At 63.3% G+C, this 24,559-nt stretch carries 19 protein-coding genes; 12 read left to right on the forward strand and 7 right to left on the reverse strand.

From position 1 onward, the window contains the following. Positions 1 to 275: 275 nt before the first annotated feature. On the reverse strand, positions 276 to 971 hold the full coding sequence (locus BFN03_RS12925; protein ID WP_232320255.1) for a GAF and ANTAR domain-containing protein: 696 nt from the start codon (positions 969 to 971) through the stop codon (positions 276 to 278). 339 nt (positions 972 to 1,310) lie between these two features. On the opposite strand from BFN03_RS12925, the gene BFN03_RS12930 reads away from it, so the two are divergent. Together BFN03_RS12930 and BFN03_RS12935 are read left to right on the forward strand one after the other, a co-directional pair. Next, entirely contained in the window at positions 1,311 to 1,745 is a 435-nt protein-coding gene (locus BFN03_RS12930; protein WP_070379333.1) for an ATP-binding protein, read from the forward strand. Then, on the forward strand, positions 1,742 to 2,536 hold the full coding sequence (locus tag BFN03_RS12935) for an RNA polymerase sigma factor SigF (RefSeq protein ID WP_084385618.1): 795 nt from the start codon (positions 1,742 to 1,744) through the stop codon (positions 2,534 to 2,536). Before BFN03_RS12930 ends, BFN03_RS12935 begins: the two co-directional genes overlap by 4 nt. A 1-nt stretch (position 2,537) precedes the next feature. Here the strand turns inward: BFN03_RS12935 and BFN03_RS12940 are convergent, their stop codons facing one another. The 6 genes from BFN03_RS12940 to BFN03_RS12965 all read right to left on the reverse strand — a co-directional run bounded on the left by BFN03_RS12940 (position 2,538) and on the right by BFN03_RS12965 (position 10,280). Further along, a complete protein-coding gene (locus tag BFN03_RS12940) occupies positions 2,538 to 3,578 on the reverse strand; it encodes an NAD(P)-dependent alcohol dehydrogenase (protein WP_070379334.1) in 1,041 nt (346 codons plus the stop codon). A gap of 55 nt (positions 3,579 to 3,633) precedes the next feature. Next, positions 3,634 to 5,943: a 5-methyltetrahydropteroyltriglutamate--homocysteine S-methyltransferase gene (gene metE, locus BFN03_RS12945; protein WP_070379335.1), complete on the reverse strand. Its 2,310-nt coding sequence runs from the start codon at positions 5,941 to 5,943 to the stop codon at positions 3,634 to 3,636. 117 nt (positions 5,944 to 6,060) lie between these two features. Then, the gene (locus tag BFN03_RS12950) at positions 6,061 to 6,957 is read right to left on the reverse strand and encodes a 3-hydroxybutyryl-CoA dehydrogenase (RefSeq protein ID WP_070379336.1); all 897 of its coding nucleotides are present in this window, start codon (positions 6,955 to 6,957) and stop codon (positions 6,061 to 6,063) included. A gap of 118 nt (positions 6,958 to 7,075) precedes the next feature. Then, on the reverse strand, positions 7,076 to 8,365 hold the full coding sequence (gene aceA / locus BFN03_RS12955; protein WP_070379337.1) for an isocitrate lyase: 1,290 nt from the start codon (positions 8,363 to 8,365) through the stop codon (positions 7,076 to 7,078). A gap of 504 nt (positions 8,366 to 8,869) precedes the next feature. Further along, entirely contained in the window at positions 8,870 to 9,613 is a 744-nt protein-coding gene (locus tag BFN03_RS12960) for a class I SAM-dependent methyltransferase (protein WP_070379338.1), read from the reverse strand. A gap of 103 nt (positions 9,614 to 9,716) precedes the next feature. Beyond that, positions 9,717 to 10,280 (reverse strand): TetR/AcrR family transcriptional regulator, encoded by a 564-nt coding sequence (locus tag BFN03_RS12965; protein WP_070379339.1) that lies wholly within the window; start codon positions 10,278 to 10,280, stop codon positions 9,717 to 9,719. Positions 10,281 to 10,379: 99 nt separating this feature from the next. On the opposite strand from BFN03_RS12965, the gene BFN03_RS12970 reads away from it, so the two are divergent. From BFN03_RS12970 to atzF, 10 genes are all read left to right on the forward strand, one after another. After that, the gene (locus BFN03_RS12970) at positions 10,380 to 11,570 is read left to right on the forward strand and encodes a nitroreductase family protein (RefSeq protein WP_070379340.1); all 1,191 of its coding nucleotides are present in this window, start codon (positions 10,380 to 10,382) and stop codon (positions 11,568 to 11,570) included. A 93-nt stretch (positions 11,571 to 11,663) separates the two neighbouring features. Then, on the forward strand, positions 11,664 to 13,076 hold the full coding sequence (gene ramB, locus BFN03_RS12975) for an acetate metabolism transcriptional regulator RamB (RefSeq protein ID WP_070379341.1): 1,413 nt from the start codon (positions 11,664 to 11,666) through the stop codon (positions 13,074 to 13,076). A gap of 267 nt (positions 13,077 to 13,343) precedes the next feature. Further along, positions 13,344 to 14,597, forward strand: coding sequence for an urea ABC transporter substrate-binding protein (gene urtA / locus BFN03_RS12980; protein ID WP_070379342.1), 1,254 nt, complete (start codon positions 13,344 to 13,346; stop codon positions 14,595 to 14,597). 41 nt (positions 14,598 to 14,638) lie between these two features. Beyond that, positions 14,639 to 15,523 carry an urea ABC transporter permease subunit UrtB gene (gene urtB / locus BFN03_RS12985; protein ID WP_070379343.1) on the forward strand — a complete coding sequence of 295 codons (885 nt, stop codon included), beginning with the start codon at positions 14,639 to 14,641 and terminating at the stop codon, positions 15,521 to 15,523. Next, positions 15,520 to 16,635: an urea ABC transporter permease subunit UrtC gene (urtC, locus tag BFN03_RS12990; RefSeq protein WP_070379344.1), complete on the forward strand. Its 1,116-nt coding sequence runs from the start codon at positions 15,520 to 15,522 to the stop codon at positions 16,633 to 16,635. Before urtB ends, urtC begins: the two co-directional genes overlap by 4 nt. After that, complete coding sequence (gene urtD, locus BFN03_RS12995) at positions 16,632 to 17,489, forward strand: urea ABC transporter ATP-binding protein UrtD (RefSeq protein WP_070379345.1); 858 nt, start codon at positions 16,632 to 16,634, stop codon at positions 17,487 to 17,489. The genes urtC and urtD overlap by 4 nt, the downstream gene beginning before the upstream one ends. Next, the gene (urtE, locus tag BFN03_RS13000) at positions 17,476 to 18,189 is read left to right on the forward strand and encodes an urea ABC transporter ATP-binding subunit UrtE (protein ID WP_070379346.1); all 714 of its coding nucleotides are present in this window, start codon (positions 17,476 to 17,478) and stop codon (positions 18,187 to 18,189) included. The genes urtD and urtE overlap by 14 nt, the downstream gene beginning before the upstream one ends. Continuing rightward, positions 18,189 to 18,881 (forward strand): GntR family transcriptional regulator, encoded by a 693-nt coding sequence (locus tag BFN03_RS13005; protein WP_070379347.1) that lies wholly within the window; start codon positions 18,189 to 18,191, stop codon positions 18,879 to 18,881. The genes urtE and BFN03_RS13005 overlap by 1 nt, the downstream gene beginning before the upstream one ends. A 197-nt stretch (positions 18,882 to 19,078) precedes the next feature. Then, a complete protein-coding gene (gene uca, locus BFN03_RS13010) occupies positions 19,079 to 22,711 on the forward strand; it encodes an urea carboxylase (protein WP_198163266.1) in 3,633 nt (1,210 codons plus the stop codon). Further along, positions 22,711 to 24,447, forward strand: coding sequence for an allophanate hydrolase (gene atzF / locus BFN03_RS13015; protein ID WP_070379348.1), 1,737 nt, complete (start codon positions 22,711 to 22,713; stop codon positions 24,445 to 24,447). The genes uca and atzF overlap by 1 nt, the downstream gene beginning before the upstream one ends. The last annotated feature ends 112 nt before the right edge of the window (positions 24,448 to 24,559 follow it).

Here is a 24,559-nt window from a genome sequence, read left to right on the forward strand (position 1 = left end):
GTCGACGAATAATCGGTACTCGACTCCATACCCGATCGTGCCAGCTCGGTTCTTGGGAGTCCTGGAACAACAGACATGGCCCACCCCATCTCGCACATTGAGTGAGAAAGCAAAGCACCCACAGACGAAATTGGACTCGGATACCTGGACACCGTCTGTTACGGCAGCGCTTTCCGACATCGGCTGTGTGTTCAACCTCGGTTTGACACTACTCCCGGCTGTGATTTGTCACAAGGAAATAACAGATATCGCACATCACTTACCTAGGTGAACGATTACAAACCGTTACGAACGGGTACGAACTTTGGCGCCGCCGCCACCACGCGCTCTGCAACTTCGTGCAATTTGACGTTCTCGCGCTGAGAATACGCAACGAGGACATCGAACGCCGTCGCCGCATCGAGCCCACGCATCGCCATCAAGATCCCCTTGGCCTGATCTATAGCGGCACGCGAGCGGAAGGCAACCCCTAGCTGGGCGACCAGCATTCTTGCCTCCCCGTGACGCCGTGCCTTGCGCACCTCGACCGCCGCCGCATCCAGGTACGGGTCCAGCACGGACTCCTCCACGCATTCGAATGCTTGCGGAACTGCACCGTAGAGAACCATCGTTCCTGATTGCTCGGCGTCGGGCGGAAGGGGCACCGAAAGACAGCTATACATATCTGCTTGCTCGGCGCTCGGCGCGCACGCCGGCCACCTCTCACGTACAGCACTGCGGTCGGCCCGCACGACCCTGCCTGAACGCACCGCGTGGAGTGACGGCCCTTCGCCGAGGCGATACTGCAACTCTTCGTGTCGCGTGACCTCGTCAGATGTACCCACCGTCACGGGGCCCGTCTCCCACAGGACCGTGATCCCCGCCGCCGTTACCACCGGGAACGCCGAAAGAACCTGGCGACATAATGCTTCGAGCGCAACCTTCGTCTCGTCCTCGGTTTCGAGCAAGTCCAGCAAGATGTCGAAAGACACCGTGACAGGGTCAGGGTCCGGCGACGTGTCACCGGTCTTCGATTTTGGCGGATGAAGGTGGTCGGGCATCCCATTTGCCTCCCTGAACGCCATGCCTCGGGCCGGGCGGCGCGAGGAACGCGGGCCGGGCGGCGCGAGAAACGCAGATTGTGGCCCCACAATACTCGGGCAAGATGCATTGATCGGTGCAAATGTACTGATCTGAGTGGTTTGATCAAGCATGTTCTGCGGTATTCCACCTGCAGTGTCGCCGGATCGCTACCCTAACTTCTCAGGACCGCGGCCGACGCACCGCGAGCCGACCCGCACCAACCCGGTTTGCCCCTACCCGGAGGTCTCATGGCTATCGCCAAAACAATCCAACCCGACCAGGACCACACACATCCTGTCGTCGAACTTCGCGTGCGAGCAACACCCGACCAACTCTCCGTTCTCCGCGCTCTGGCCACAACTGTCGCCATCCACGAAGACTTCGATCTCGACTCCATCGCTGACATCAAACTGGCGATGGACGAGATCTGTACCCAGTTGATCGTCCGGGCAACACCGGATGCGGTCTTGGTGTGCCGCTTGCAGTATCTCGACGGGACTCTACGAGTCGCCGTCTCGAGCACGACCACCACACTCGATTCGCTCGGCGAGCGATCGTTCGCGTGGCACGTACTCACTGCCCTGACCGATTCGATAGATCTGAAACAGGATCCCGACCCCGCTAGTTCGGGTTTCGCAACCACCATGGAATTCACCAAGGTGAAGAACGGCTTGATTCTGTGACCTCCCCTCACAGCGGGGAGATTCCGGGCCGTTGGCCAGACGAGTATCAGGACGTCACAGCGATGTTCGTGCAGCTGGCGGCCCTGAACGAAAGCGATGCCGGGTATATCGCGCTGCGCGATGCAATCGTGACGCGATGCCTTCCACTGGCAGAACATATCGCGCGCCGCTTCGACGGCCGCGGCGAGGCGCACGACGATCTCGTGCAGGTTGCGCGTCTCGGACTGGTCAACTCGGTAAAGCGATTCGACGTCGAGCGAGGATCCGACTTCGTCTCGTTCGCCGTCCCCACCATCATGGGTGAGGTACGTCGACATTTCCGCGACACCGGGTGGGCCGTCCGGGTGCCGCGCCGCATGAAAGAACTCCATCTTGCGCTCAGCCAGGCGGTGGCCGAGTTGTCCCAGACCCTCGGCCACGCCCCCACCGTCAGTGAACTCGCCGAGCATCTGGATCTCGAACACGAAGAAGTCGCGCAGGGTCTCCTGGCGGGCAATGCGTATCAGACCCTCTCCGTCGACAACACCTCTGCCGATCGGTCCGGTGAGCTGGCAATGGTAGAGACGCTCGGTGACTACGACGCCGCGATGGATGAAGTCGAGAACCACGAAACCCTCAGGCCCCTGCTCCAATCACTTCCCGAACGGGAGCGCACCGTCCTCATGCTCCGGTTCTTCGGGAACATGACCCAGACACAGATCGCCGACCGAGTGGGTATCTCGCAGATGCACGTGTCGCGATTGCTGTCGAAGACTCTCGCGTCGCTGCGCGATCAACTCGGTGACGAATGACTCACATCGTCGAGGCGTCGATCACGAATCGGTACCTCACGTCACCTGCAATAACCCGACGGTAGGCTTCGTCGATCCCGCTCGCCGAAACTACCTCGATCTCGGCAGCAATTGAGTGCTCAGCGCAGAAGTTCAGCATCTGCTGAGTCTGCGCGATTCCGCCGACCAACGAACCTGCAAGGCTTCGGCGGTTCCGTGCAAGACTGAACGCGGCCACCTCGATCGGCTTCTCCGGCAGCCCCAGTTCCACCAGAGTGCCGTCAATGCCGAGCATCGACATGTACGCGTCGATGTCGAGGTTTGCCGAGACGGTGTTGGCGATCAGGTCGAACCTTCCGCGCAACTGCTCGAACGTCGCCGGGTCGGAGGTCGCGTAGTAGTGCTCGGCGCCGAACCTCAACCCGTCCACCTTCTTGCCGAGCGACCGGCTGAGCACCGTGACCTCCGCCCCCATCGCGTGCGCGATCTTCACACCGATGTGACCGAGACCGCCCATTCCGGCGACGGCCACCTTCTTCCCCGGGCCGACGCCCCAATGAGCAAGAGGCGAGTACAGCGTGATCCCGGCACAGAGCAAAGGCGCCGCGGCATCGAGTTCCAGGCCGTCCGGTATGGACAGGACGAACCTCTCGGTCACGACGATATGCGTGGAATAACCGCCGAGCGTCCACTCGCCGTCCCGGCCCTTCGAGTTGTAGGTTCCGGTTGCACCGTTGAAACAGAACGGCTCCTCACCGTCCCGGCACGCGTCGCATTCACCGCAGGAATCGACGTAGACCCCCACACCGACACGGTCGCCCACCCGATGTCGAGTCACGTCGGGGCCGACCGCGACGACAACGCCCGAGATCTCATGTCCGGGAACGAATGGATAGTGAGTGCCCATCCATTCGTCGCGGGCGGTGTGAATGTCCGAGTGGCAGATGCCGACGAACTTGATCTCGATGAGAACATCGAGGGGCCCGAGTTCCCGACGTTCGATAGTGGTCTTCTCGAACGGGCTCGTGCTGGACGTGACTGCGTATGCGGCTACGGAAACCATGCCTCAATGCGTACCCGTTTATCCGGCCGCGCACACGTTTTCCGCCCTTGCGGCCCTAGGTCCTTTCTGGTTGGGGCTGCACACTTTCTTTTGCGGCACGCCGTCGCAGACGTCTCGCGGCCGCCACCAGGTTTCGCAAGGAAGGCTCGAGCTGCCAGTAGTGACGCGTCTTCAGACCGCCGTCGGGGTTGGCCCAGAGCCGCTCGAGCGACACCGACTTACTGGCCTCGGTAAGCAACTCGTCGAGTTCGTCGATATCGGGAATCCGCGCCGAGCGGCTCTCGTACACACCGGGTCCCACACCGTGGGTGAGCACTCGTTCCTTGATCGCGTCCAGTACCCAGCCGATCGAACGGGTCGCGACGATCGCTGTCACGTCCGCATCCAGACGTTCGATGGCGTCGACCACCGACGCGCGGCTCGTGTATGTCAGATGCGTGTGAATCTGGGTCTCGGGCTTGGCTCCACCCGTCGCCAGCCGGAACGCATCGACCGCCCACTCGAGATACGCCTCGCGGCCGTGTTGCCGAGGCGGCAGCAGCTCGCGAATCGCCGGTTCGTCGACCTGAATAATCGCGATACCCGCAGCCTCCAGGTCAGCGATCTCGTCGCGAATCACCAGTGCCAGCTGGTCGGCCGTCTCGTACAGTGGCTGGTCCTGGCGAACAAACGAACGCGCGATCATCGTCACCGGACCCGTAAGCATGCCCTTCACCGGCTTGTCCGTCAGTGATTGCGCATAGGCAATCCACTCCACGGTCATCGGCTTCGGCCGCGACACGTCCCCGTAGAGGATCGGTGGGCGAGTACACCGCGAGCCGTAAGCCTGCACCCAGCCGTTGTGAGTGAAGGCATACCCCTCGAGTAGCTCTGCGAAGTACTGCACCATGTCGTTGCGTTCGTGCTCACCGTGCACGAGGACATCGAGGCCGATGTCCTCCTGTAGCCGGATCGTGCTTTCGATTTCGGCCTGAATCCTCTTGTAGTACTCCTCCCATTCCAGACGCCCCATGCCGAGCTCGTACCTGGCCTGCCGAATCGCGTCCGTCTGCGGGAAAGAGCCGAGCGTGGTGGCAGGAACCAGCGGCAGCTTCAGTCGCTCCTGCTGGATGACTCGCCGCTCCTCGTAGGGAACCCGGACACGATCTGCGGGCTTGATCGCATTCGCCCGCGCGCGCACGGCATGCTTGAGCTTGAAATGCACAGAGGTCGGCCGCTTACGCCACTTGTCCGACGGCCCCTCCGTCAGCGCCTTGGCCAGCGAGACCACCTCGCCGACCTTCTGCTTCGCGAATGCCAACCGGTCTGCGACATCACCTGGAATGTCGTACTCGGAGAGTACGTCGTACGGCACGTGCAGCAGCGACGTCGATGTCGAGACCACGAGATCCGGCACGATGTCCTTCAACGTGTTCAGGTACGTCAGAGTGTTGAATCTGTCGACGCGCCACACGTTGCGGCCGTCTACGACTCCGGCATAGATGCGCTTGCGCTTGATTCCGGGGATCTTCGCGAGATCGTCGGCACTCATCCGGTGGCTGACGAGGTCCAGACCCAACGCCTCGACCTTGGTCGCAGCGAGGATGGACAGGGCCTCACCGAGTTGTCCGTACGGGCCCGTGACCAGAATGCGCGGGCGCAGCGGCGCGTGGGAGAGCCGCTCGTAGGCGCGGGCCAGAGCAGCGAGTTCCTCGGGGAGGCGATCCTCGGTGAACGACGGCTCATCCAACTGGACACACGTGGCACCGGCCTTGGCGAGTAGCTCGAACAGCCGCTCGTATTCCGGTAGGAGCTTGTCCAGCAGGTCGAGCGTGGAGAAACCATCGGCTTTCGACGTGGGGCCGATCTTCGACAGCAAGAGCAGGGACACGGGGCCCAACACGACTGGGCGCAGCTCGATCCCGCGCGCCTTGGCCCGCTCGAACTCGTCCATCAGGGTGTCGGCGCGCAACGAGAACTCAGTGTTCTCATCGAGTTCCGGCTGGCGGTAGTGATAGTTGGTGCCGAAGAACCGCACCAACTCGAGCGGTGGGAAGTCCGGCCGGCCACGCGCCAGCGTGAAGTAAAAGTCCAGCGGATCGAGTTCGGTTTCGAGCGGGGCGAACCGCGCGGGCACGGCTCCGAAAAGAAGAGCGTTGTCGAGCACGTGGTCGTAGTAGGAAAACGTGTTACCCGGAACCTGTGTCAGACCAGTTGCCGCGAGTTCGCTCCACGTCTCCTCCTGCAGTTCCCTGCCCACGGCGACGAGTTCTTCCTGGGTACTCGTTCCGTGCCAGTAAGACTCGAGGGCGCGCTTGAGTTCACGGCGTGGCCCGATGCGGGGATACCCCAGGACGCTGGATCCGTATGCTGCGGTGCTGGACATGCGGTCGACCTTTCTGGGCTCAGCCCTGGTGGCGGACAGTGCTGGGGCTCCATGCACCTGTGCGCCTCACACAACCGCCGATGGTCGTGAAAGGCGCACAGCAGATGCAGTCGCCTACTAGCTTGCCTTCTTACCGGAACGGCCGTTCTCGCCGTACTCGTAGAAGCCTGCGCCGGCCTTCTTGCCGACGAGACCGGCCTCCACCATGCGCAGCAGGAGCGGCGGCGCCGAGTACAGCGGCTCCTTGAACTCCTCGTACATCGAGTCGGCGATGGACTTGACGGTATCGAGGCCCACCAGATCGGTCAGTGCCAGCGGACCCATCGGATGCGCTAGACCGAGAACCGTGGCCTTGTCGATATCTTCCTTCGTGGCGAAACCGGACTCCACCATGCGAATGGCTGAAAGTAGGTACGGCACAAGAAGAGCGTTGACGACGAACCCGGAGCGATCGGCCGAGCGAACCACCTGCTTGCCCAGTACATCGCTCGCGAACGCTTCGGCTCGCTCCGACACCGACTTACTCGTCTTGAGGGTGGTCACCAACTCGACGAGCGGAAGCACCGGTACGGGGTTGAAGAAGTGCATGCCGATGACCCGCTCCGGGGAGTTGGTGGCGATGCCCAGCTTCATGATCGGGATCGATGACGTGTTCGATGCCAACACGGCATTCGGATCCGTTACCACCTGATCGAGCTCGGTGAAGATCTCACTCTTCACCTTCTCGTCCTCGATGACGGCCTCCACTACGAACTGCCGATCCGCGAAGTCGCCGAGGTCGGACGTGAACCGCAGCCGCCATGCAGCCTGTTCACGCTCCCGCTCTGTGATCTTGCCGCTGCTCACACCACGATCGAGCGATCGCAGGATGCGCGAACGCCCCGCCGCAGCAAGTTCGCGAGTCTGCTCGAACACCAGAACGTCGACATGCGCTCTCGCACACACCTCTGCGATTCCGGCACCCATGATCCCGGCGCCGATAACGCCAACGCGCTGAATCTTTTCGCTGGTCACGTCAGCTCCTTTTCATCAAGTGGAGTCGTTACCCGGGGAGGCACCCTGCGAAGGGTCCCTCCCCGGGATCGGACTGATCAGGTGGAACCTGAATCGGTCGGTGCTTCGAGGACAAACCTCAGTGGAACTGGCCCTCTTCGGTCGAGCCCTTGAGAGCTGCCGTCGAGGTGTTCGGGTCAACGGTAGTGGCGATGCTGTCGAAGTAGCCGGCGCCGACCTCACGCTGGTGCTTGATGGCGGTGAAGCCACGCTCCTCGGCAGCCTTGAACTCGCGCTCCTGCAGGTCGACGAAGGCGGTCATACCCTCGCGGGCGTAGCCGTGGGCCAAGTCGAACATGCCGTAGTTGAGCGAGTGGAAACCGGCCAGGGTGATGAACTGGAACTTGAAGCCCATCGCGCCGAGCTCCTTCTGGAACTTCGCGATGGTCGAGTCGTCCAGGTGCGCCTTCCAGTTGAAGGACGGCGAGCAGTTGTAGGCCAGCAGCTGGTCGGGGAACTCGCTGCGGACGGCCTCGGCGAACTGCTTGGCGACCTCGAGGTCCGGCACACCGGTCTCCATCCAGATGAGGTCGGAGTACGGCGCGTAGGCCTTGGCACGAGCGATGCAGGGCTCGATGCCGTTCTTGACACCGAAGAAGCCCTCGGCGGTGCGGGTGCCGTCGAGGAACTCGCGGTCGCGCTCGTCCACGTCGGAGGTGATGAGGGTCGCGGCCTCGGCGTCGGTACGCGCGATGACGACCGTCGGAACGTCCGCGACGTCAGCGGCCAGGCGGGCCGAGGTCAGCGTACGGATGTGCTGCTGCGTGGGGATGAGCACCTTGCCACCGAGGTGGCCGCACTTCTTCTCCGACGCGAGCTGGTCCTCCCAGTGCGAACCGGCGACACCGGCGGCGATCATGGCCTTCTGCAGCTCGTAGACGTTGAGCGCGCCACCGAAGCCCGCCTCACCGTCGGCGACGATCGGGGCGAGCCAGTTGTCGACGGAGGTGTCACCCTCGACCTTGGCGATCTCGTCCGCGCGCAGCAGCGCGTTGTTGATGCGGCGAACCACCTGCGGCACCGAGTTGGCCGGGTAGAGGCTCTGGTCCGGGTAGGTGTGGCCGGACAGGTTCGCGTCGCCGGCGACCTGCCAACCGGACAGGTAGATCGCCTTGAGGCCCGCGCGGACCTGCTGAACGGCCTGGTTGCCGGTGAGGGCACCGAGGGAGTTGATGTAGTCCTCGTTGTTGACGAGATCCCAGAGGATCTCGGAGCCGCGGCGGGCGAGGGTGGCCTCTTCGACGACAGAGCCCTGGAGCTTGACGACCTGGTCGGCCGTGTAGTTGCGGGTAATTCCCTTCCAACGCGGGTTGGTGTCCCAATCCTGCTGGATTTCAGCTGCGGTCTTCGGGGTGCCGGTGGTCGACATCACGACTCCATCTCTTCGATCATTTCGTCCGGTACGGATGTACTGCTTCACATCCTTGCCAGGCCCTTCGTATGTACTTAAAGAGAATGACACAGCCGAAAAGTGCCGTCTACCTGTAGCTAATGCCAACGTTGGCTAGCTTTTCACACCAGATTGCAAATCTTGTTAATCCGGATCCGGGGCAAGCCGACTCGATCGAGGACCGATGGGTACTTGTAGCCGGCAAGAAAATGCAGGTGATGGACCCGAACCACGCTGCCCACTCCGGACAACGAGCCACCCTCTTCGGAAGGCGTCCTATTCGCCACAACGGCTCGAGGCCACTCCAGCTGCCACACTTGTTGTGAGTGCAATCACGGCCGAATACGAGGCCCGTGTAACTCTCGACACACTGGAGAACCCCAATGATGGTGGTGCATCGTGCCTACCAACGCGCGGCATTGCTTCGGGGTAGACAGGACCGCATCAACCCGGCCTGTCGAACTGCTTCGCGGGAAGAGGAAACTAGTCGATGCGGGTGGCGTGCACGGCCCAAAACGGCAAGTGCACGAGGTGATTTTCCAGCAGCGGCGCTATGACCTGAAGCTGATCCTGCATGGGCGCAAGCAGCGCCGCAATTTTCGGCTCGCCGGCCTCGGACATTTTGGCAAGAACCTCGGGATCGAAACGGGCTCGGTAGGTGGTGTTCCCGACATAGTCGATGCGCCAGCCCGACGCCGAAAGCACGCGCGCGAAATTTTCGGGAGGCAGACCCAGCAACTGCACGCCGTTGACGTTGTGGCGTCCGAATTCGAACATGAACAGCCGCGCCCCCGGCTTGGTGGCTCGATGCAAGGTCTGCGCATACAGTTTCTGGGTGTCCTCGTCGTCCAGGAACGTGTGATAGCACGCGGCGTCGACGACGGTGTCGAATCGATTCTCATACCCGTCCAGCTTGGTAACGTCGCCGACCTGGAAGTCCACTGCGACCCCAGCGGTTTGAGCGTTACGCTTGGCCCGTTCGATAGCTGCGGGCGACGCGTCGATCCCCGTCGTCGAGTAGCCTCTCGACGCGTAGTAGATCGCATGGTGGCCTGGGCCGGTCCCCGGGTCGAGCACCTCGCCGCGCAGAGCACCGTAGGCCACCAACTCCTGGACCACCGGCTGTGGACCTCCGATGTCCCAGGGCGTCGACGGCGGCAGTGCATCGAGTGACCGCTCCTCGCGATAGAGCTCTTCGAAAACCGGTTTGACGGGTCGGTTGGACATCCTTCACCCCACTTTTCGGTGGCGATACCAATCCAAGGCTATGTCTTTCAGTAGATGGCCCGCGACGGAATTCGGCCGTACCTTCGGGTCAACTGTCGCTGGGTCAGCGTGCGCGATGGCCGTCGAGGAAAGTCGCGACAAGCGCGTTCGGGTCGAACTCGGCGACAGGCATTTCGGCTCCGCTGCGTGCCAGCATGCCGAACACCATCAGCGGCGCAAGGAGGATCACCAGCTTCTGTACCGGGTCACCGGGTGTGAGTTGTCCTCGATCCTGGTGTGTTGCGATCACGTGCACCGCGTTGAGTAGTTGCGGCATGAACGCGGCTATGACGGTACGAAGCTCCGGGTGGCGTTGCATGTCGACCAGCAGCGTCTCGACGGCACCTCCGTACATGCGGTTGGTCTCGACATAGGCGTTCACCAGTGCGACAAGATCTTCGGTGACATCACCGGTCGTGGTCGGGTGGGCGAACGGCGCATTGGCCAGAGCGTGTGTCAGAGCTGTGCTGATCAGGGTGGCCTTGTCGCCGTAGCGGCGAAACAGCGTCGCCTCGTTGACGCCGGCTCGGCTGGCGATCTCCTGCGTTGTAGTTGCTCGATATCCCCGTTCGGCAAAAACCGCAACTGTCGTGTCGAACAGTCCATCAACGTCGATATACCTGGGCATGTGCCTCCGAACCTCGCACCCGGGTCAGATGGGAACCAGACATCCAACTAATGCAAGTGTATGCTTGCATTACATCGATTTCCAGGCGGGAGGTCGGCGATGACCAAGCCGGAACAGCTGCCTCGCGATCACGACAGTTACCCGACCGCGAGATCGCGGCGTTCGAGATTGTGGCGGTTGAAGATACGGCTGCAGTTCACGGGCTGGCTTCAATACCTCATCACCGGGGCCTTCGCGATCGTGTTCCTCGTCGCCGCGGCTATCGGATGGCTGATCGGAATCTGGCAGCCGCTGTTGTTCTGGGTGCCTTTGATGATCGGCCTGCTACTACTCGCTGCCGCGATTTTCGATGTCATCACCCTGAAATGGGGAGTACGCCCCACCGAGCCGCTGCCCCAGCGTGCAGATGACCTCGACACCTTCGATCTGATCCGCTCGAGACGCTCCTGCCACTCCTTTCAGAGCCGTGATCTCACTGCGGCTGACCGAGCCGAGCTGATGCGAGCCGTCGACGAATTCGTCCAGCGCGACCGCCTCATCGGCACCGGTCCGATTCGACTCGAATATGTCGCAGCTCCACTGACCATCTGGCCAGGAGTGGGTGCGCACGAGTTCCTCGTCGCGATCGCCCCATACAGCTACGACCGCCTGGTGCTTGTCGATGTCGGCCGCAGTCTGCAGAAGGTGGTCTTGCAGGCCACTCGCATGGGAGTGAGCACCTGCTGGATCGGCCCGGGTGCCGACCAGAGCAGCATCGTCGAACACCTGGGCAACCGATTCGATCCGGCAGAGGATCATGTGGTCTGTGTCTGCGCGGTGGGATACCGATCACGCTTCAAGCCTTTGTTCGTCCGCGTGATGGAACGGATATCTCATCGCCGACTTCCTCTGAAGTCACTGTTCTTCTCTGATCCGCGCTGTGAGGTACCGCTGGCAATCGACACCACACCCTTCTCGTCGTTCGGTCGTTGCTATGAGGTGTGTCAGTGGTCGCCGTCGTCCTACAACGCACAAACCACCCGATGCGCGGCGGTGACAGAACTGACAAGCGGCGAAGAGAAAGTAGTGCGCTTAGACTTCTATACCACCACCGCATCGCGGTTCTATGCGCCTGTGGCGCTGGGAATCTGGTGCGCGAACTGGGAAACAGGCTGCGACGCTCTCGGCGTCCGGGGTCATTTCGCGGTGCTGGACGCCGATGCTCGCGGCATTGGCGGCGGCCCCGAGTTGCCCCGCTACGACGTGAGTTGGATCGCCGGCCCAGAGAAGAGCAGCTCTCCTCCCCACTGATGATCCCCATCTGCAACACTCCCCAGACAACCATCGGCGAATCTTGCAAACGTTCCATTCACACGACCTGACCTGCGCCGGTACCCTTGCCCTATGTCGAAGACCTTCGTCGGCGTCCGATTGCGCCAACTCCGCACCGAGCGGGGTCTGAGCCAGGCGGCGCTAGCGAAGAAGCTCGAGATCTCCGCGAGTTATCTCAACCAGATCGAGCATGACGTCCGGCCGCTGACGGTGCCGGTACTGCTGCGGATCACCGAGGTATTCGGTGTCGACACCACGTTCTTCTCGTCGCAGGACGACACCCGCCTGATCGCGGAGATGCGCGAGGTCGCCCTCGATCAGGAAATGGGCATCGACGCCGACGCGCAGGAAATCGCCGAAATGGTGGCATCGCATCCGGGTCTGGCGAAGGCCATGGTCAACATGCACCGCAGGTTCCGTAATACCACCGCGCAATTGGCGCAGGCCACCGAAGATCGCTACAGCGACGGCAGCGGCAGCGGTTCGATCACGATGCCACACGAAGAGGTTCGCGACTATTTCTATCAGCACCAGAACTACCTGCACGAACTCGACACCGCGGCAGAGGAATTGACCACGCGAATGCGTTTCCACCGAGGCGACGTCGGCGGTGAGATCGCTCGTAGGCTGCAGACGATGCACGACGTGCAGATCGTCAAGCGCATCGACCTCGGTGAGAATGTCTTGCACCGATACGACCCACAGGCTCGAGTGCTGGAAATCTCCCCACATCTGTCGAGTGGACAGCAGATGTTCAAGTTCGCCACCGAGTTGGCGTACCTCGAATACGGCGATTTGCTGGACAAGTTGGTAGCGGAGGGAGGATTCACCAGCGACGAGTCACTCGCGCTAGCGCGACTCGGCCTTGCAAACTACTTCGCCGCTGCAACCGTGCTTCCGTATGGTCAGTTCCACGATGTCGCCGAGGATTTCCGATATGACATCGAACGGTTGTCAGCGTTCTACTCGGTGAGCTACGAGACCATCTGCCACCGCCTCTCCACGCTGCAACGCCCGAAGCTGCGCGGCGTGCCGTTCATGTTCGTCCGCGTCGACCGGGCCGGCAACATGTCGAAACGGCAGTCGGCGACCGGTTTCCACTTCTCCACCAGTGGGGGAACCTGCCCACTCTGGAACGTGTACGAGACGTTCTCGTACCCGGGCAAGATCATGACCCAGATTGCGCAGATGCCCGACGGACGGCGGTACCTCTGGGTCGCCCGGACCGTCGAACGGCGTGCCGCGCGCTACGGTCAGCCTGCCAAGATATTCGCGATCGGACTCGGCTGCGAGATCCGACACGCTCATCGCCTTGTATACGGCGATGGTCTCGACCTGGACGATTCGAACCCAGGAACTCCCATCGGTGCGGGTTGCCGCGTTTGTGAACGTCTGAACTGCCCTCAGCGCGCGTTTCCCCCGCTCGGCAAGCAACTCGCCATCAGCGAGCACCAAAGTTCGGTGTCGCCCTACATTATTCGATAGCCGCAGACCTGTTCGGCACACTCCACATAATCGCCTGCACGGGTGAGTATTTCGCGTCCGAACCAACAACACCGCACCTGCGCCGAATAGCTATGTGAGGACTTGTTCACGAGTCCGCAATTCACGACACGAACACGTCATCGAAAGTCATTCCGACGCAATATCAGCCGCATACTGTTCGCCCCACGAATACGCCTCTGTATACGCGGGACGCATACGCGTTCCCAGGTTGCGAGGTCCCCTGTTCTCCGACGGAAAGGCCCGTACATGCGAACCCTCTCCAAAACCGCTCTCGCAGCACCGACTGCGCTCGCCGCCGTAGGTCTCCTACTGTCCGGCTGCGGCAGCAAGGCGTCCGACACGGCCAGTGCTTCCACCGCAGCATCCTGTGTGGACACCTCGGGCGACACCATCAAGGTCGGCTCGCTCAACTCGCTGTCCGGCACGATGGCGATCAGTGAGGTGACAGTGCGTGATTCGATCGCGATGGCGGTCGACGAAATCAACAATTCGGGCGGTGTACTCGGCAAGAAGATCGAGATCGTGGCCGAAGACGGCGCTTCTGAGCCCACTGTCTTCGCCGAGAAGGCCGAAAAGCTCATCAGCAGTGACTGCGTCGCAGCGGTGTTCGGCGGATGGACGTCCTCGAGTCGCAAGGCGATGCTGCCGGTGTTCGAGGACAACAACTCGCTGCTCTACTACCCCGTACAGTACGAGGGACTCGAAGACTCGAAGAACATCTTCTATACCGGTGCCACCACCAACCAGCAGATCGTGCCCGCCCTGGACTACCTGAAGGAAAACGGCGTCGAGTCCCTCTATCTCGTGGGCAGCGACTACGTGTTCCCGCAGACCGCTAATCGCATCATCAGGGCGTACTCGGCGGCCAACGGAATCGAGATCAAAGGCGAGGACTACACCCCGCTCGGCTCCACGGACTTCTCCACCATCGTCAACAAGGTGCGCTCGGCGGACGCAGACGCCGTGTTCAACACGCTCAACGGTGATTCCAACGTCGCGTTCTTCCGCGAATACACGAACGTCGGGCTGAAACCCGCCGACATGCCCGTGGTATCGGTGTCGATCGCCGAGGAAGAGGTCGGAGGCATCGGTGTGCAGAACATCGAGGGCCAACTGACCGCCTGGGACTACTACCAGACCATCGACACCCCCGCGAACAAGAAGTTCGTCGAGGCGTATAAGGCCCGGTACGGGGCGGACAAGCCGACCTCCGATCCTATGGAAGCGGCCTACGTATCGGTCTACCTCTGGAAGAACACGGTCGAGAAGGCGAACTCCTTCGCGACCGAAGACATCCAGAACGCGGCCGACGGGGTCACTTTCGACGGTCCGGAGGGCACGGTCACCATCGACGGCTCCAACCACCACATCACCAAGACTGCACGTATCGGCGAGATCCGCGGTGACGGGCTGATCTACACGGTGTGGGATTCGGGAAGCCCGATCGAGCCGGACCCGTACCTGGAGTCCTACTCCTGGGCCGAGTCGCTCGGTAACTGACTCGAAGTCGACGCGGAGGAGGGAAGAGAGGACGTGCATCGATGGATGTAGTGATCGGACAGCTGTTCACCGGGGTGAGTATCGGATCGATCCTGTTGCTCGCAGCGCTGGGGCTGTCGCTGACCTTCGGTCAGATGGGGGTCGTGAACATGGCCCACGGCGAATTCATCATGGCCGGATCCTACACAGCGTACGTTGTGCAGCAGGTGATTTCGGGAGCCACGGGTTCTCTCTTCCTCTCCTTGATCGTCGGTTTCCTCGTCGGCGGGGCGATGGGAGCGCTGCTGGAGGTCACTCTGGTGCAGCGCATGTACCACCGCCCGCTCGACACCTTGCTGGTGACGTTCGGGGTGGGACTGATCCTGCAGCAACTGGCGCGGGACATCTTCGGCGCGCCGGCGGTCAACGTCGTCGCGCCGGAGTGGCTGGCGGGCGGGGTGGAGATCCTCGGCGCCGTCGTCCCGAAGACCCGCCTGTTCATTCTCGTCCTCGCCGTCGTCTGCGTCCTCGCGCTGTCACTCGCGATCCGCAAGTCGCCGATGGGCAGGCGTATCCGGGCGGTCGTACAGAACCGCGATCTCGCCGAGACCAGCGGAATATCCAGTCGCCGCACCGATGTCACGACCTTCTTCATCGGGTCCGGCCTCGCAGGGGTGGCCGGCGTCGCGCTGACGCTGATCGGTTCGACGAGTCCGACGATCGGGCAGAGCTATCTGGTTGACGCGTTCCTCGTCGTGGTGGTGGGTGGACTCGGGCAAATGAAGGGCGCGGTGATCGCCGCGTTCGCGCTCGGCCTCCTCAGCTCGTTCGTCGAGTACTCGACCACGGCGTCGATAGCCAAGGTCATCGTATTCGTGGCAATCGTGGTGTTCCTGCAGGTTCGACCACAGGGCCTGTTCGCGGTCAAGACGAGGAGCCTTGTATGAGCATCCTGACAAGTAGCCGCTACCGGGCGTGGGCCGGGTTCGCATTAGCGGCGGTGCTCTTGTTCGGCGTCGCGCCCGCAGTCCTCAGCGACTTTCGGCTGAGCCTGCTGGGAAAGTTCCTGTGCTTCGCGATCGTTGCGGCAGGCATCGGTCTGGCATGGGGGCGAGGCGGCATGCTCACCCTGGGCCAAGGCGTGTTCTTCGGCGTCGGCGCCTACATCATGGCTATGCACCTGAAGATTGCGGACGCAGAGCTCCGCGGCGACACCGTGCCCGACTTCATGCAGATTGCAGGCATCCGCGAGCTACCCAGCTACTGGGTTCCATTCGCGTCACCCGGCGTGACCATCCTCGGGGTTCTACTCATCCCGGCTCTGGTGGCGTTCGTCCTCGGTATCGGCGTGTTCAAGCGTCGCGTCAAGGGCGCCTACTTCGCGATCCTCAGCCAGGCCCTGGCCGCCGCGTTCGCAATCCTGCTCGTGGGACAACAGAGCACCGGGGGTAGCAACGGACTCAACCGCTTTCGCACGTTCTTCGGGTTCAATCTGAACGACCCGGCCAACAAGCAGATGCTGTTCTTCATCGCCGCGGGCGTGTTGCTGGCGGTCGTCGCACTCACCCGGCAACTGATGAACAGCCGCTACGGCGAGCTACTCGTCGCGGTCCGCGACCAGGAGGAGCGAGTACGGTTCCTCGGGTACGACCCGGCCGACATCAAGCTCGTCGCGTACGTGACGGCGGCGTTCTTCGCCGGCATCGCCGGGGCGCTGTTCGTGCCGATCGTCGGCATCATCTCGCCCGCCGACGTCGGGATCGTCCCCTCGATCGCATTCCTCATCGGCGTTGCCATCGGTGGTCGGGCCACACTGCTCGGACCGGTGCTCGGGGCCATCGGCGTGGCATGGGCGCAGAGCGCGTTCTCGGAGTCTTTCCCGTCCGGCTGGACCTACGCGCAGGGCCTGCTGTTCATTGTGGTAGTCGGGTTCTTCCCCGCCGGCGCGGCCGGGGTGTTCACGCTCCTGAGGCGAAAGAAGAAGGTCTCGCCCGATAAACCGAAACCCGCCGCACCCGAAGTCGAGACCGTGGCGACGGAAATGGAGATGACCAGGTGACGACACCCACCACGTCCAAGACTCCCGCCGCCGGTGGCAACGCCGGGATGTCGAGCGAATACCTCGAGATCCGTGACCTGCAGGTAAGCTTCGACGGATTCAAGGCCGTCGACGGCGTCGACCTCACCCTGTTCCAGGGCGACCTGCGATTCCTCATCGGCCCCAACGGGGCAGGTAAGACCACACTCGTCGATGCAATCACCGGTTTGGTGCCCGCGACCGGTTCGGTCACCAAATCCGGCGTCGAACTCGTCGGCAAGAAGGTGCACAAGATCGCCCGGTTAGGGGTGGGCAGAACATTCCAGACCGCCAGTGTCTTCGAGGAGTTGAGCGTTCTCCAGAACCTCGACATCGCCGCGGGCGCGGGACGCTCGGCTCTCACACTGCTGCGCAGGCGCAAGACCGTGCTCCCCGCGATCGAGGAGGCGCTCGAGGTCACCGGGCTGGGCAAGCTCCGCGACAGCCCGGCGGGCATCCTGGCTCACGGGCAGAAGCAGTGGCTCGAGATCGGGATGCTGCTGGTGCAGAAATGCTCCGTGCTCCTGCTCGACGAACCGGTAGCAGGAATGAGCCACGAAGAGCGGATGGAGACGGGAGATCTATTGCGCCGCATCGGCGGTGAACGCACGGTCGTCGTGGTCGAACACGACATGGACTTCATGCGAGCATTCGCCACGTCGGTGACGGTGCTGCACGCCGGAAAGGTGCTCAGTGAGGGCAGCGTAGAGCAGGTGCAGGCTGACCCGCGCGTGCAGGAGGTGTACCTGGGAACCGCGGCGGTTGCCGATGTAGAACCGCAGACCGGCATCGAGGAGCCGGTGAGAGGTGAGGAGGGCAGCAATGCTCGAGTTTGAAAACGTCTGCGCCGGTTACGGTCGCACCGAGGTGATCCACTCGGTGTCGATGAGTGTTCCGTCGGACGGGGTGGCCGCTGTGATGGGGCACAACGGCGCCGGCAAGACCACTCTCCTGCGTTCAGCGGTCGGACTGATCAAGGTGACTTCCGGACGGGTGATGTTCGACGGGGAAGACGTCACCGCCTTGCGGCCGAGCGCCCGAGTCTCCCGCGGCCTGGCGTACGTCCCGCAAGGGCAGCAGTCGTTCGGACAGTTGACCACGGCCGAGAATCTGCAGGTCGTGGCAGACGGGCGCAAGCGCGGCAAGGAGTTGATCGATGAGTCTCTCGATCTGTTCCCCGCCCTGCGCGGCCTGCTCGATCGACGTGCCGGACTCCTCTCGGGGGGCCAGCGGCAACAACTCGCCATCGCGCGGGCACTGATCACCGAGCCGAAAATGCTGATCCTCGACGAGCCCACCGAGGGCATCCAGCCCTCGGTGGTCGCGGAGATCGAACGCACCATTGCCGAACTGACCAGACGAGGCGGTCTCGGCGTGCTGCTGGTCGAACAGCACATCGGGTTCGCTCTCGAATCAGCGGAGCGCTATTACGTTCTCGAATCCGGACGGGTTACGTCGACCGGTGCAGGCGGGGCCGCGGCCGGCTCCGACGTGCGTACTGCGGTGTCCGACGTACGCGCGGCGATGGCAATCTGATGGCTCGCCGAGACGGTCCTCTCAGCGACCGCGTCTACCTCGAGCTGCGAACCGACCTGATGAGCGGTCGGATTCAGCCTGGGCAACGACTCGGCGAGGAGCGTCTTGCCGAAACCTATGGGGTGTCGCGCACGCCGGTCCGCGAGGCGTTGGCGAGGCTACTCGCCGACGGACTGGTCCAGCGCGACGCCGGGGGCATCCACCCATACCGGCCACGGATCGACGAGCTCGCCGGACTGTATGAACTGCGGATCACCCTCGAGCTAAGGGGTATCGAGAGAATGCGGATCGACGCCTCGCTCCGGCACGACCCGGACGTCCTCGGACCGGAACTCGAACGATGGTATGCGCTCGAGAAGCAGAGCCCCGAACCGGACGCGGGTTTCGTGGCCCTCGACGAACAGTTCCACCTGGTCCTGCTGAACTCAGCAGGCAATCACGCACTCGTAGATGCGCTCGTCAACGTCAACGCAAAGGTCCGTCCAGTCCGGATGTTCGACTATCTCACCCCGGACCGCATGAGTGCCACCATCGACGAGCACATCTCGGTGGCGGAACTCGTGCTCGACGGCGAACTCGACACCGCCTACGACACACTGCTGGCCCACATCAGCGAATCCCGCGACGTGGTGATCGAGCGAGCCGAGAAGGCGCTGTCCATGGCTCGGATGGCGTGGTCGGTGCGCGACTGAGCGTCGCGCCCGAAGCCACGGTTTCGAGCAGATACGGCGTCATCGGCCTTTGCGAGAAAGACTTAGCGAGAAAGATTTTCAGGGGAATTCATCATTGTCGGACTCAGGAGTGGAACCTTGCCATGAGAGATCTTACTTACAATCGCGTTACCGCAGGCAACCTCAACGAAACACCCTCTTCCCTAGCGTATACAAGCATGTCCACAAGGATGAATCCGCCGGCTGAGTATTCCTTCGACACGTTGCTCATCGCCAATCGAGGCGAAATTGCTTGTCGCATAATTCGTTCCGCCCGACTTCTCGGACTCAAGACCGTCGCTGTGTACTCCGACGCCGATTCCGCAACCGCCCATGTGGAAATGGCCGACACCGCAGTACGCCTCGGGCCCGCACCCGCACACGAGTCGTACCTGCGGGCCGACGCCGTCATCGAGGCGGCGCTCGCGACCGGCGCCGGAGCGATCCATCCCGGATACGGCTTCCTGTCCGAGAACGACTCTTTCGCCGCCGCCGCGGAGGCCGCGGGGATCGCCTTCGTCGGACCCACTCCAGAGCAGTTGCGCACCTTCGGGAACAAGCACTCCGCACGCGAAGCCGCTCGCGCGGTTGGGGTGCCACTGGTTGCGGGCAGCGGCCTGCTCGAATCGCTCGGCGACGCGCTGTCGTGCGCGTCCGATATCGGCTATCCGGTGATGCTCAAGGCTGTCGGCGGCGGCGGCGGAATCGGCTTGCAGGCGTGCTTCGACGAAGGCGAGCTGCGCGATGCCTACGATCGCGTCCAGCGCCTTGCCGAGGCGAATTTCTCCTCGTCGGGAGTGTTCCTCGAGCGTTTCGTCGAGAACGCGCGGCACATCGAGATCCAGGTATTCGGCGACGGGTGCGGTCGTACCCTGAGTCTTGGTACCCGCGACTGTTCGCTACAGCGGCGCAATCAGAAAGTGGTCGAGGAGGCCCCCGCGCCCGGGCTGCCGGACGCCTTGATCGACCAGTTGCTCACCTCGTCCCGCGCGCTTGCGTCGTCGGTTCACTACCGCTCCGCCGGAACAGTCGAGTTCGTCTACGACATCGACCGCAATACGGCGTCCTTCCTCGAGATGAATACCCGACTGCAGGTGGAACACCCGGTGACCGAGGAAGTCACCGGCGTCGACCTCGTCGAGTGGATGCTCCGTCTGGCCCGCGGCGACTCCGCGATGCTCGACGCCCTGCCCGACACAGGCCCCGAGATCATCGGATCCGCAGTGGAGGCACGCATCTACGCGGAGGATCCGGGCCATGATTATCGGCCCAGCGCGGGCCGCCTGACCAGTGTCGAGTTCCCGGCCCGCACCCGTGTCGAGACCTGGGTCGAGACGGGCACCGAGGTGAGCTCCCACTACGACCCGATGATTGCGAAGGTGATCACGCGCGGCCACCGGCGCAAGGAAGCGTATGCGGCACTCTCGGACGCACTCGCCGACACGCACCTCTACGGGATCCAGACGAATTTGCCGCAGCTACGTCGGATCTGCACCGCCGATACGGTTCTCGACGCCGCCCACACGACCGGCTCGCTCGCAAATCTACGAGCCACCGGGCCCCGAATCGACGTCTTGCGCGCCGGGACCCTCACGACAGTGCAGGACTATCCGGGTCGAATCGGATTGTGGGAGGTAGGGATTCCACCGTCCGGCCCGATGGACGACCTGTCGTTCCAGCTGGCCAACACTGCAGTCGGGAACCCGGCCGGGGCTCCTGGACTCGAATGTACCTTGCAGGGGCCACGTCTCGCGTTCTCCGACGAGACGGTGGTCTGCGTGACGGGCGCCGACGCCCCCGTCACCTTGAATGGCGAACCGGTTCACTTGTGGGAACCGATCAGGGTGCCCGCCGGCGGCGTCCTCGACATCGACCGCCCCGCCGACACCGGCCTGCGCACCTACGTCGCGGTCCGCGGCGGCATCGACGCCCCGCTCTACCGTGGAAGCGCCGCGACGTTCACGCTCGGCGGTTTCGGGGGAATAACCGGCAAGGCTGTGCTCGTCGGTGACGTGCTCGACCTGTTCGACGACGATTTTGCCGAATCCCCGGCACCGCAACCTGTCCCCGTCGACAGCCGGCCCGAACTCACCCACGTGTGGCATCTCGCGGTCGCGGAGGGACCACAACCGGCGCCCGCATACTTCACAGATGCCGATATGGCGCAGTTCTACGACACGACGTGGACAGTGCAAACTCACGCGAACCGCACCGGCCTTCGTCTCGCCGGACCGAAGCCCGAGTGGTCGCGGACGGACGGCGGCGAAGCCGGACTCCATCCTTCCAATCTGCACGACAACCCGTACAGCGTCGGTGCGCTGAACGTCTCGGGCGACACCCCGATCCTCCTCGGGCCCGACGGGCCCAGCCTCGGTGGTTTCGCCTGCCCGATCACCGTCGTGAAAGCACACCGTTGGAAGCTCGGTCAGATCCGCCCCGGCGACCAGGTCCGCTTCGTCGCAGTGTCCGATACCGGCGCCGACCTGCTGCGAGGCTCGGACTCCATACGGGCACAGGACGTCCCGCCGGTCTCCACATTCGCGCCTGTGCGTGACGGAGGGATCCTCGGTGACGGCGATGCGTCCCTGGATCGCCCGTCCGTCCGGTATCTTCGCGGCGGCGACGACAACGTACTCGTCGAGTACGGCGCTATGGAGCTCGATCTCGGCCTCCGTATGCGTGTGCACGCCCTGTCCACCGAACTCACCTCCCGCGCCGTGCCCGGCATCATCGACGTCACCCCGGGTGTGCGGTCGCTGCACATACACTTCGACGCCGACTTGCTGCCGCAACGGAAGCTCGTCGATATCCTTCGCGAGATCGAGGAACTCCTGCCCGCCACCCACGACCTGGTGGTGCCCAGCCGGACCGTACGCCTGCCAATGTCCTTCGACGACCCGTCCATCGTGGAGGCGATCGACCGCTACCGTAGCGGGGTGCGACAGGACGCGCCGTGGCTGCCGTCGAACATCGAATTCATTCGGCGCATCAATGGACTGGACAACGTCGACCAGGTGCGGGACACGGTATTCGACGCCGAGTACCTCGTCCTCGGGCTCGGTGACGTCTACCTCGGTGCGCCGCTGGCCGTTCCCCTCGACCCCCGGCACCGCCTGGTCACCACCAAGTACAACCCTGCCCGAACCTGGACGCCGTCGGATGCGGTTGGTATCGGCGGCAAGTACCTGTGCGTGTATGGGATGGAGTCGCCGGGCGGCTACCAGCTGATCGGTCGGACCGTGCCGATCTGGTCCGGGTACCGACAGCACCGACCGTTCGAGCAGGACAAGCCCTGGCTGTTCCGTTTCTTCGACCGCATCTCATGGGAGCCCGTGACTCCGGAACAGCTCGACGAGTACCGCGCCCAGGCCAGAGCCGGCCGGTTCGACGCCGAAATCTCCGAAGGCACGTTCGCACTGGCTGAGCATCTGAAGTTCCTGCGCGACAACGCCGACTCTATCGCCGAGTTCGATGAACGGCAGTCGGCGGCGTTCGAAATCGAGAAGACGGCGTGGCGGCAGTCCGGTGAGTTCGATCGGGTGGACACGCCGGCCGCACCTGAGCCGGAGGCGCTCGAGGAACTGCCCGACGGTGCTGTCGTGGTCGAGGCTTCGATGATCGGGACTGTCTGGCGCGTCGCTGTCCAGCCCGGGCAAGAGATCGAGGCCGGGGACGACGGCGTCGTGCTCGAAGCCATGAAACTCGAGCTGCCGGTACCCGCGACCGCGTCCGGAACGATACTGAAGGTACTCGTGACACCGGGATCAGTCGTCGAACCGGGCACACCCCTTTTCGTCATTGGAGAAGACTGATGAGCGACGCCGCACAGCACACAGCCCTGCCTCCCACAGCCCGCGTCGAGGAGGCGTTCCGCCTCATCTCCGAGATGGACCGACCAGAAATCTGGATCACCCTGCGCGCCGAGGACGATGTGCATGCCGACGCGGCCTACGTAGAGGCCCGACTGGCGGCCGGAGAGAACCTGCCACTCGCGGGAAAACTGGTCGCTGTCAAGGACAACATCGACGTCGCCGGTCTTCCCACCACCGCGGCGTGCCCCGAATTCACGCGCCGGCCCGAGACCACGGCGACCGCGATCGCGCGCCTGCTGGACGAGGGCGCCGTCGTCCTCGGTAAGACCAACCTCGACCAGTTCGCGACAGGTCTGGTGGGAACCCGCAGCCCCTATGGGGCCGTGCGATGCTCGTGGGATCCGGAAAAGGTGTCAGGTGGTTCGAGTTCCGGCTCCGCCGTGGCGGTGGCCCTGGGCATCGCTGATATCGGGATAGGTACCGACACCGCCGGTTCCGGCCGGGTACCCGCCGCGTTCAACGGCCTCGTCGGAATCAAGGCGACACTGGGCGTGATCCCCACCGACGGTGTGGTCCCCGCCTGCGCCGACTACGACTGCGTCACCGTGTTCGCGACCGACCTCGAATCCGCCGTCACGGCGGCTCGCATCATGTCGGGACCGACGCCCTCGGATCCGCGCAGCCGCGCCTGGCCGGCCGACATCCGGCACGCCGCCCCCGCAAAGGCTCGGATAGCGATCCCGCGGGAGGAGGACCTGTCATCACTGACGCCGGCGTACCGTGCCGCATTCGCAGAGACGGTTGCCTCACTCGCGGACAATGGGTTCACTACCTCGGCCGTCGACATCTCGCCCCTGCTCCACGCCGCGCGTCTGCTCTACGACGGAGCCGTCGTCGCCGAGCGTTACGCCGCGGTGGGTCGCTTCCTCGACACCGCGCCTGCGGGCGCCGATCCGGTGGTGGCGGCGATTGTGGGCGCCGCACGTGGACCGGCCGCCCACGAGTTCGCGGCCGACCTCGACACCCTCGTCCACACGAAGGGAATCGCGAGAACACTGTTCGAGGGATACGACGCCCTCCTGCTGCCGACGACCACAGAACACCCGACCATCGCTGCGGTGCAGTCGGATCCGATCGGTATCAACAGGAGAATGGGCACCTACACCAACTTCTGTAACCTGCTCGATCTCGCCGCCGTCGCCGTCCCGGGAATTCCTACGGCAGTAGGCGAACCGTTCGGCGTGATGTTCGTGGTGCCCGGGTTCGCCGACCAGGTAGCGGTCGATCTCGCCGCTCGCATGGCGGGGGTACCCACACCGGCGCTGGTCGACGATGGCGTCGACCTGGCCGTGTTCGGCGCACACCTGCGCGGACAACCGCTGCATTTTCAGCTAGAGGACATCGGCGCGCGCTACCTGGACACCGTCACAACCACCGACGCGTACCGGCTCACCGCACTCGCAACCACCCCGCCGAAGCCGGGGCTGGTGCGACGAGGCTCGGGTGCGGGCGCGCCGATCGTGGGTGAGGTATTTCGGGTGTCGGCGGCCGGATTGGGGACGTTCCTGCACTCGCTGCCCGCACCGATGGCCCTCACGGGCGTCGAGCTGTCCGACGGCCGCACTGTAGTCGGGTTCAGCTGCACCCACGACGCGGTCGACGACGCCATCGACATCACCGAATTCGGTGGTTGGGTGGCCTACCTCGAGGACACGCAAAGCGTAGGTACTTCCTGAGCACTTTCCGACGCTCGGCATGCAACTCGCCATCAGCAAGCACCAGAGTTCGGTCTCCCCATACCCGATCCGCTGACATGGAACCCGACCTACCACTGGGTTCTTCAGCCAT

This window comes from Rhodococcus sp. WMMA185, from assembly GCF_001767395.1.
In the GTDB taxonomy this organism is placed as follows: Bacteria; Actinomycetota; Actinomycetes; order Mycobacteriales; family Mycobacteriaceae; genus Rhodococcus_F.

What these genes read in the sequence shown, in the direction of transcription:
- BFN03_RS12930 (WP_070379333.1), top strand. Translation starts at nt 1,311, where the DNA reads ATGGCTATCGCCAAAACAATCCAACCCGACCAGGACCACACACATCCT.
- BFN03_RS12940 (WP_070379334.1), bottom strand. Translation starts at nt 3,578, where the DNA reads ATGGTTTCCGTAGCCGCATACGCAGTCACGTCCAGCACGAGCCCGTTC.
- metE (WP_070379335.1), bottom strand. Translation starts at nt 5,943, where the DNA reads ATGTCCAGCACCGCAGCATACGGATCCAGCGTCCTGGGGTATCCCCGC.
- aceA (WP_070379337.1), bottom strand. Translation starts at nt 8,365, where the DNA reads ATGTCGACCACCGGCACCCCGAAGACCGCAGCTGAAATCCAGCAGGAT.
- BFN03_RS12960 (WP_070379338.1), bottom strand. Translation starts at nt 9,613, where the DNA reads ATGTCCAACCGACCCGTCAAACCGGTTTTCGAAGAGCTCTATCGCGAG.
- BFN03_RS12965 (WP_070379339.1), bottom strand. Translation starts at nt 10,280, where the DNA reads ATGCCCAGGTATATCGACGTTGATGGACTGTTCGACACGACAGTTGCG.
- BFN03_RS12970 (WP_070379340.1), top strand. Translation starts at nt 10,380, where the DNA reads ATGACCAAGCCGGAACAGCTGCCTCGCGATCACGACAGTTACCCGACC.
- ramB (WP_070379341.1), top strand. Translation starts at nt 11,664, where the DNA reads ATGTCGAAGACCTTCGTCGGCGTCCGATTGCGCCAACTCCGCACCGAG.
- urtA (WP_070379342.1), top strand. Translation starts at nt 13,344, where the DNA reads ATGCGAACCCTCTCCAAAACCGCTCTCGCAGCACCGACTGCGCTCGCC.
- urtB (WP_070379343.1), top strand. Translation starts at nt 14,639, where the DNA reads ATGGATGTAGTGATCGGACAGCTGTTCACCGGGGTGAGTATCGGATCG.
- urtC (WP_070379344.1), top strand. Translation starts at nt 15,520, where the DNA reads ATGAGCATCCTGACAAGTAGCCGCTACCGGGCGTGGGCCGGGTTCGCA.
- urtE (WP_070379346.1), top strand. Translation starts at nt 17,476, where the DNA reads ATGCTCGAGTTTGAAAACGTCTGCGCCGGTTACGGTCGCACCGAGGTG.
- BFN03_RS13005 (WP_070379347.1), top strand. Translation starts at nt 18,189, where the DNA reads ATGGCTCGCCGAGACGGTCCTCTCAGCGACCGCGTCTACCTCGAGCTG.
- uca (WP_198163266.1), top strand. Translation starts at nt 19,079, where the DNA reads ATGTCCACAAGGATGAATCCGCCGGCTGAGTATTCCTTCGACACGTTG.
- atzF (WP_070379348.1), top strand. Translation starts at nt 22,711, where the DNA reads ATGAGCGACGCCGCACAGCACACAGCCCTGCCTCCCACAGCCCGCGTC.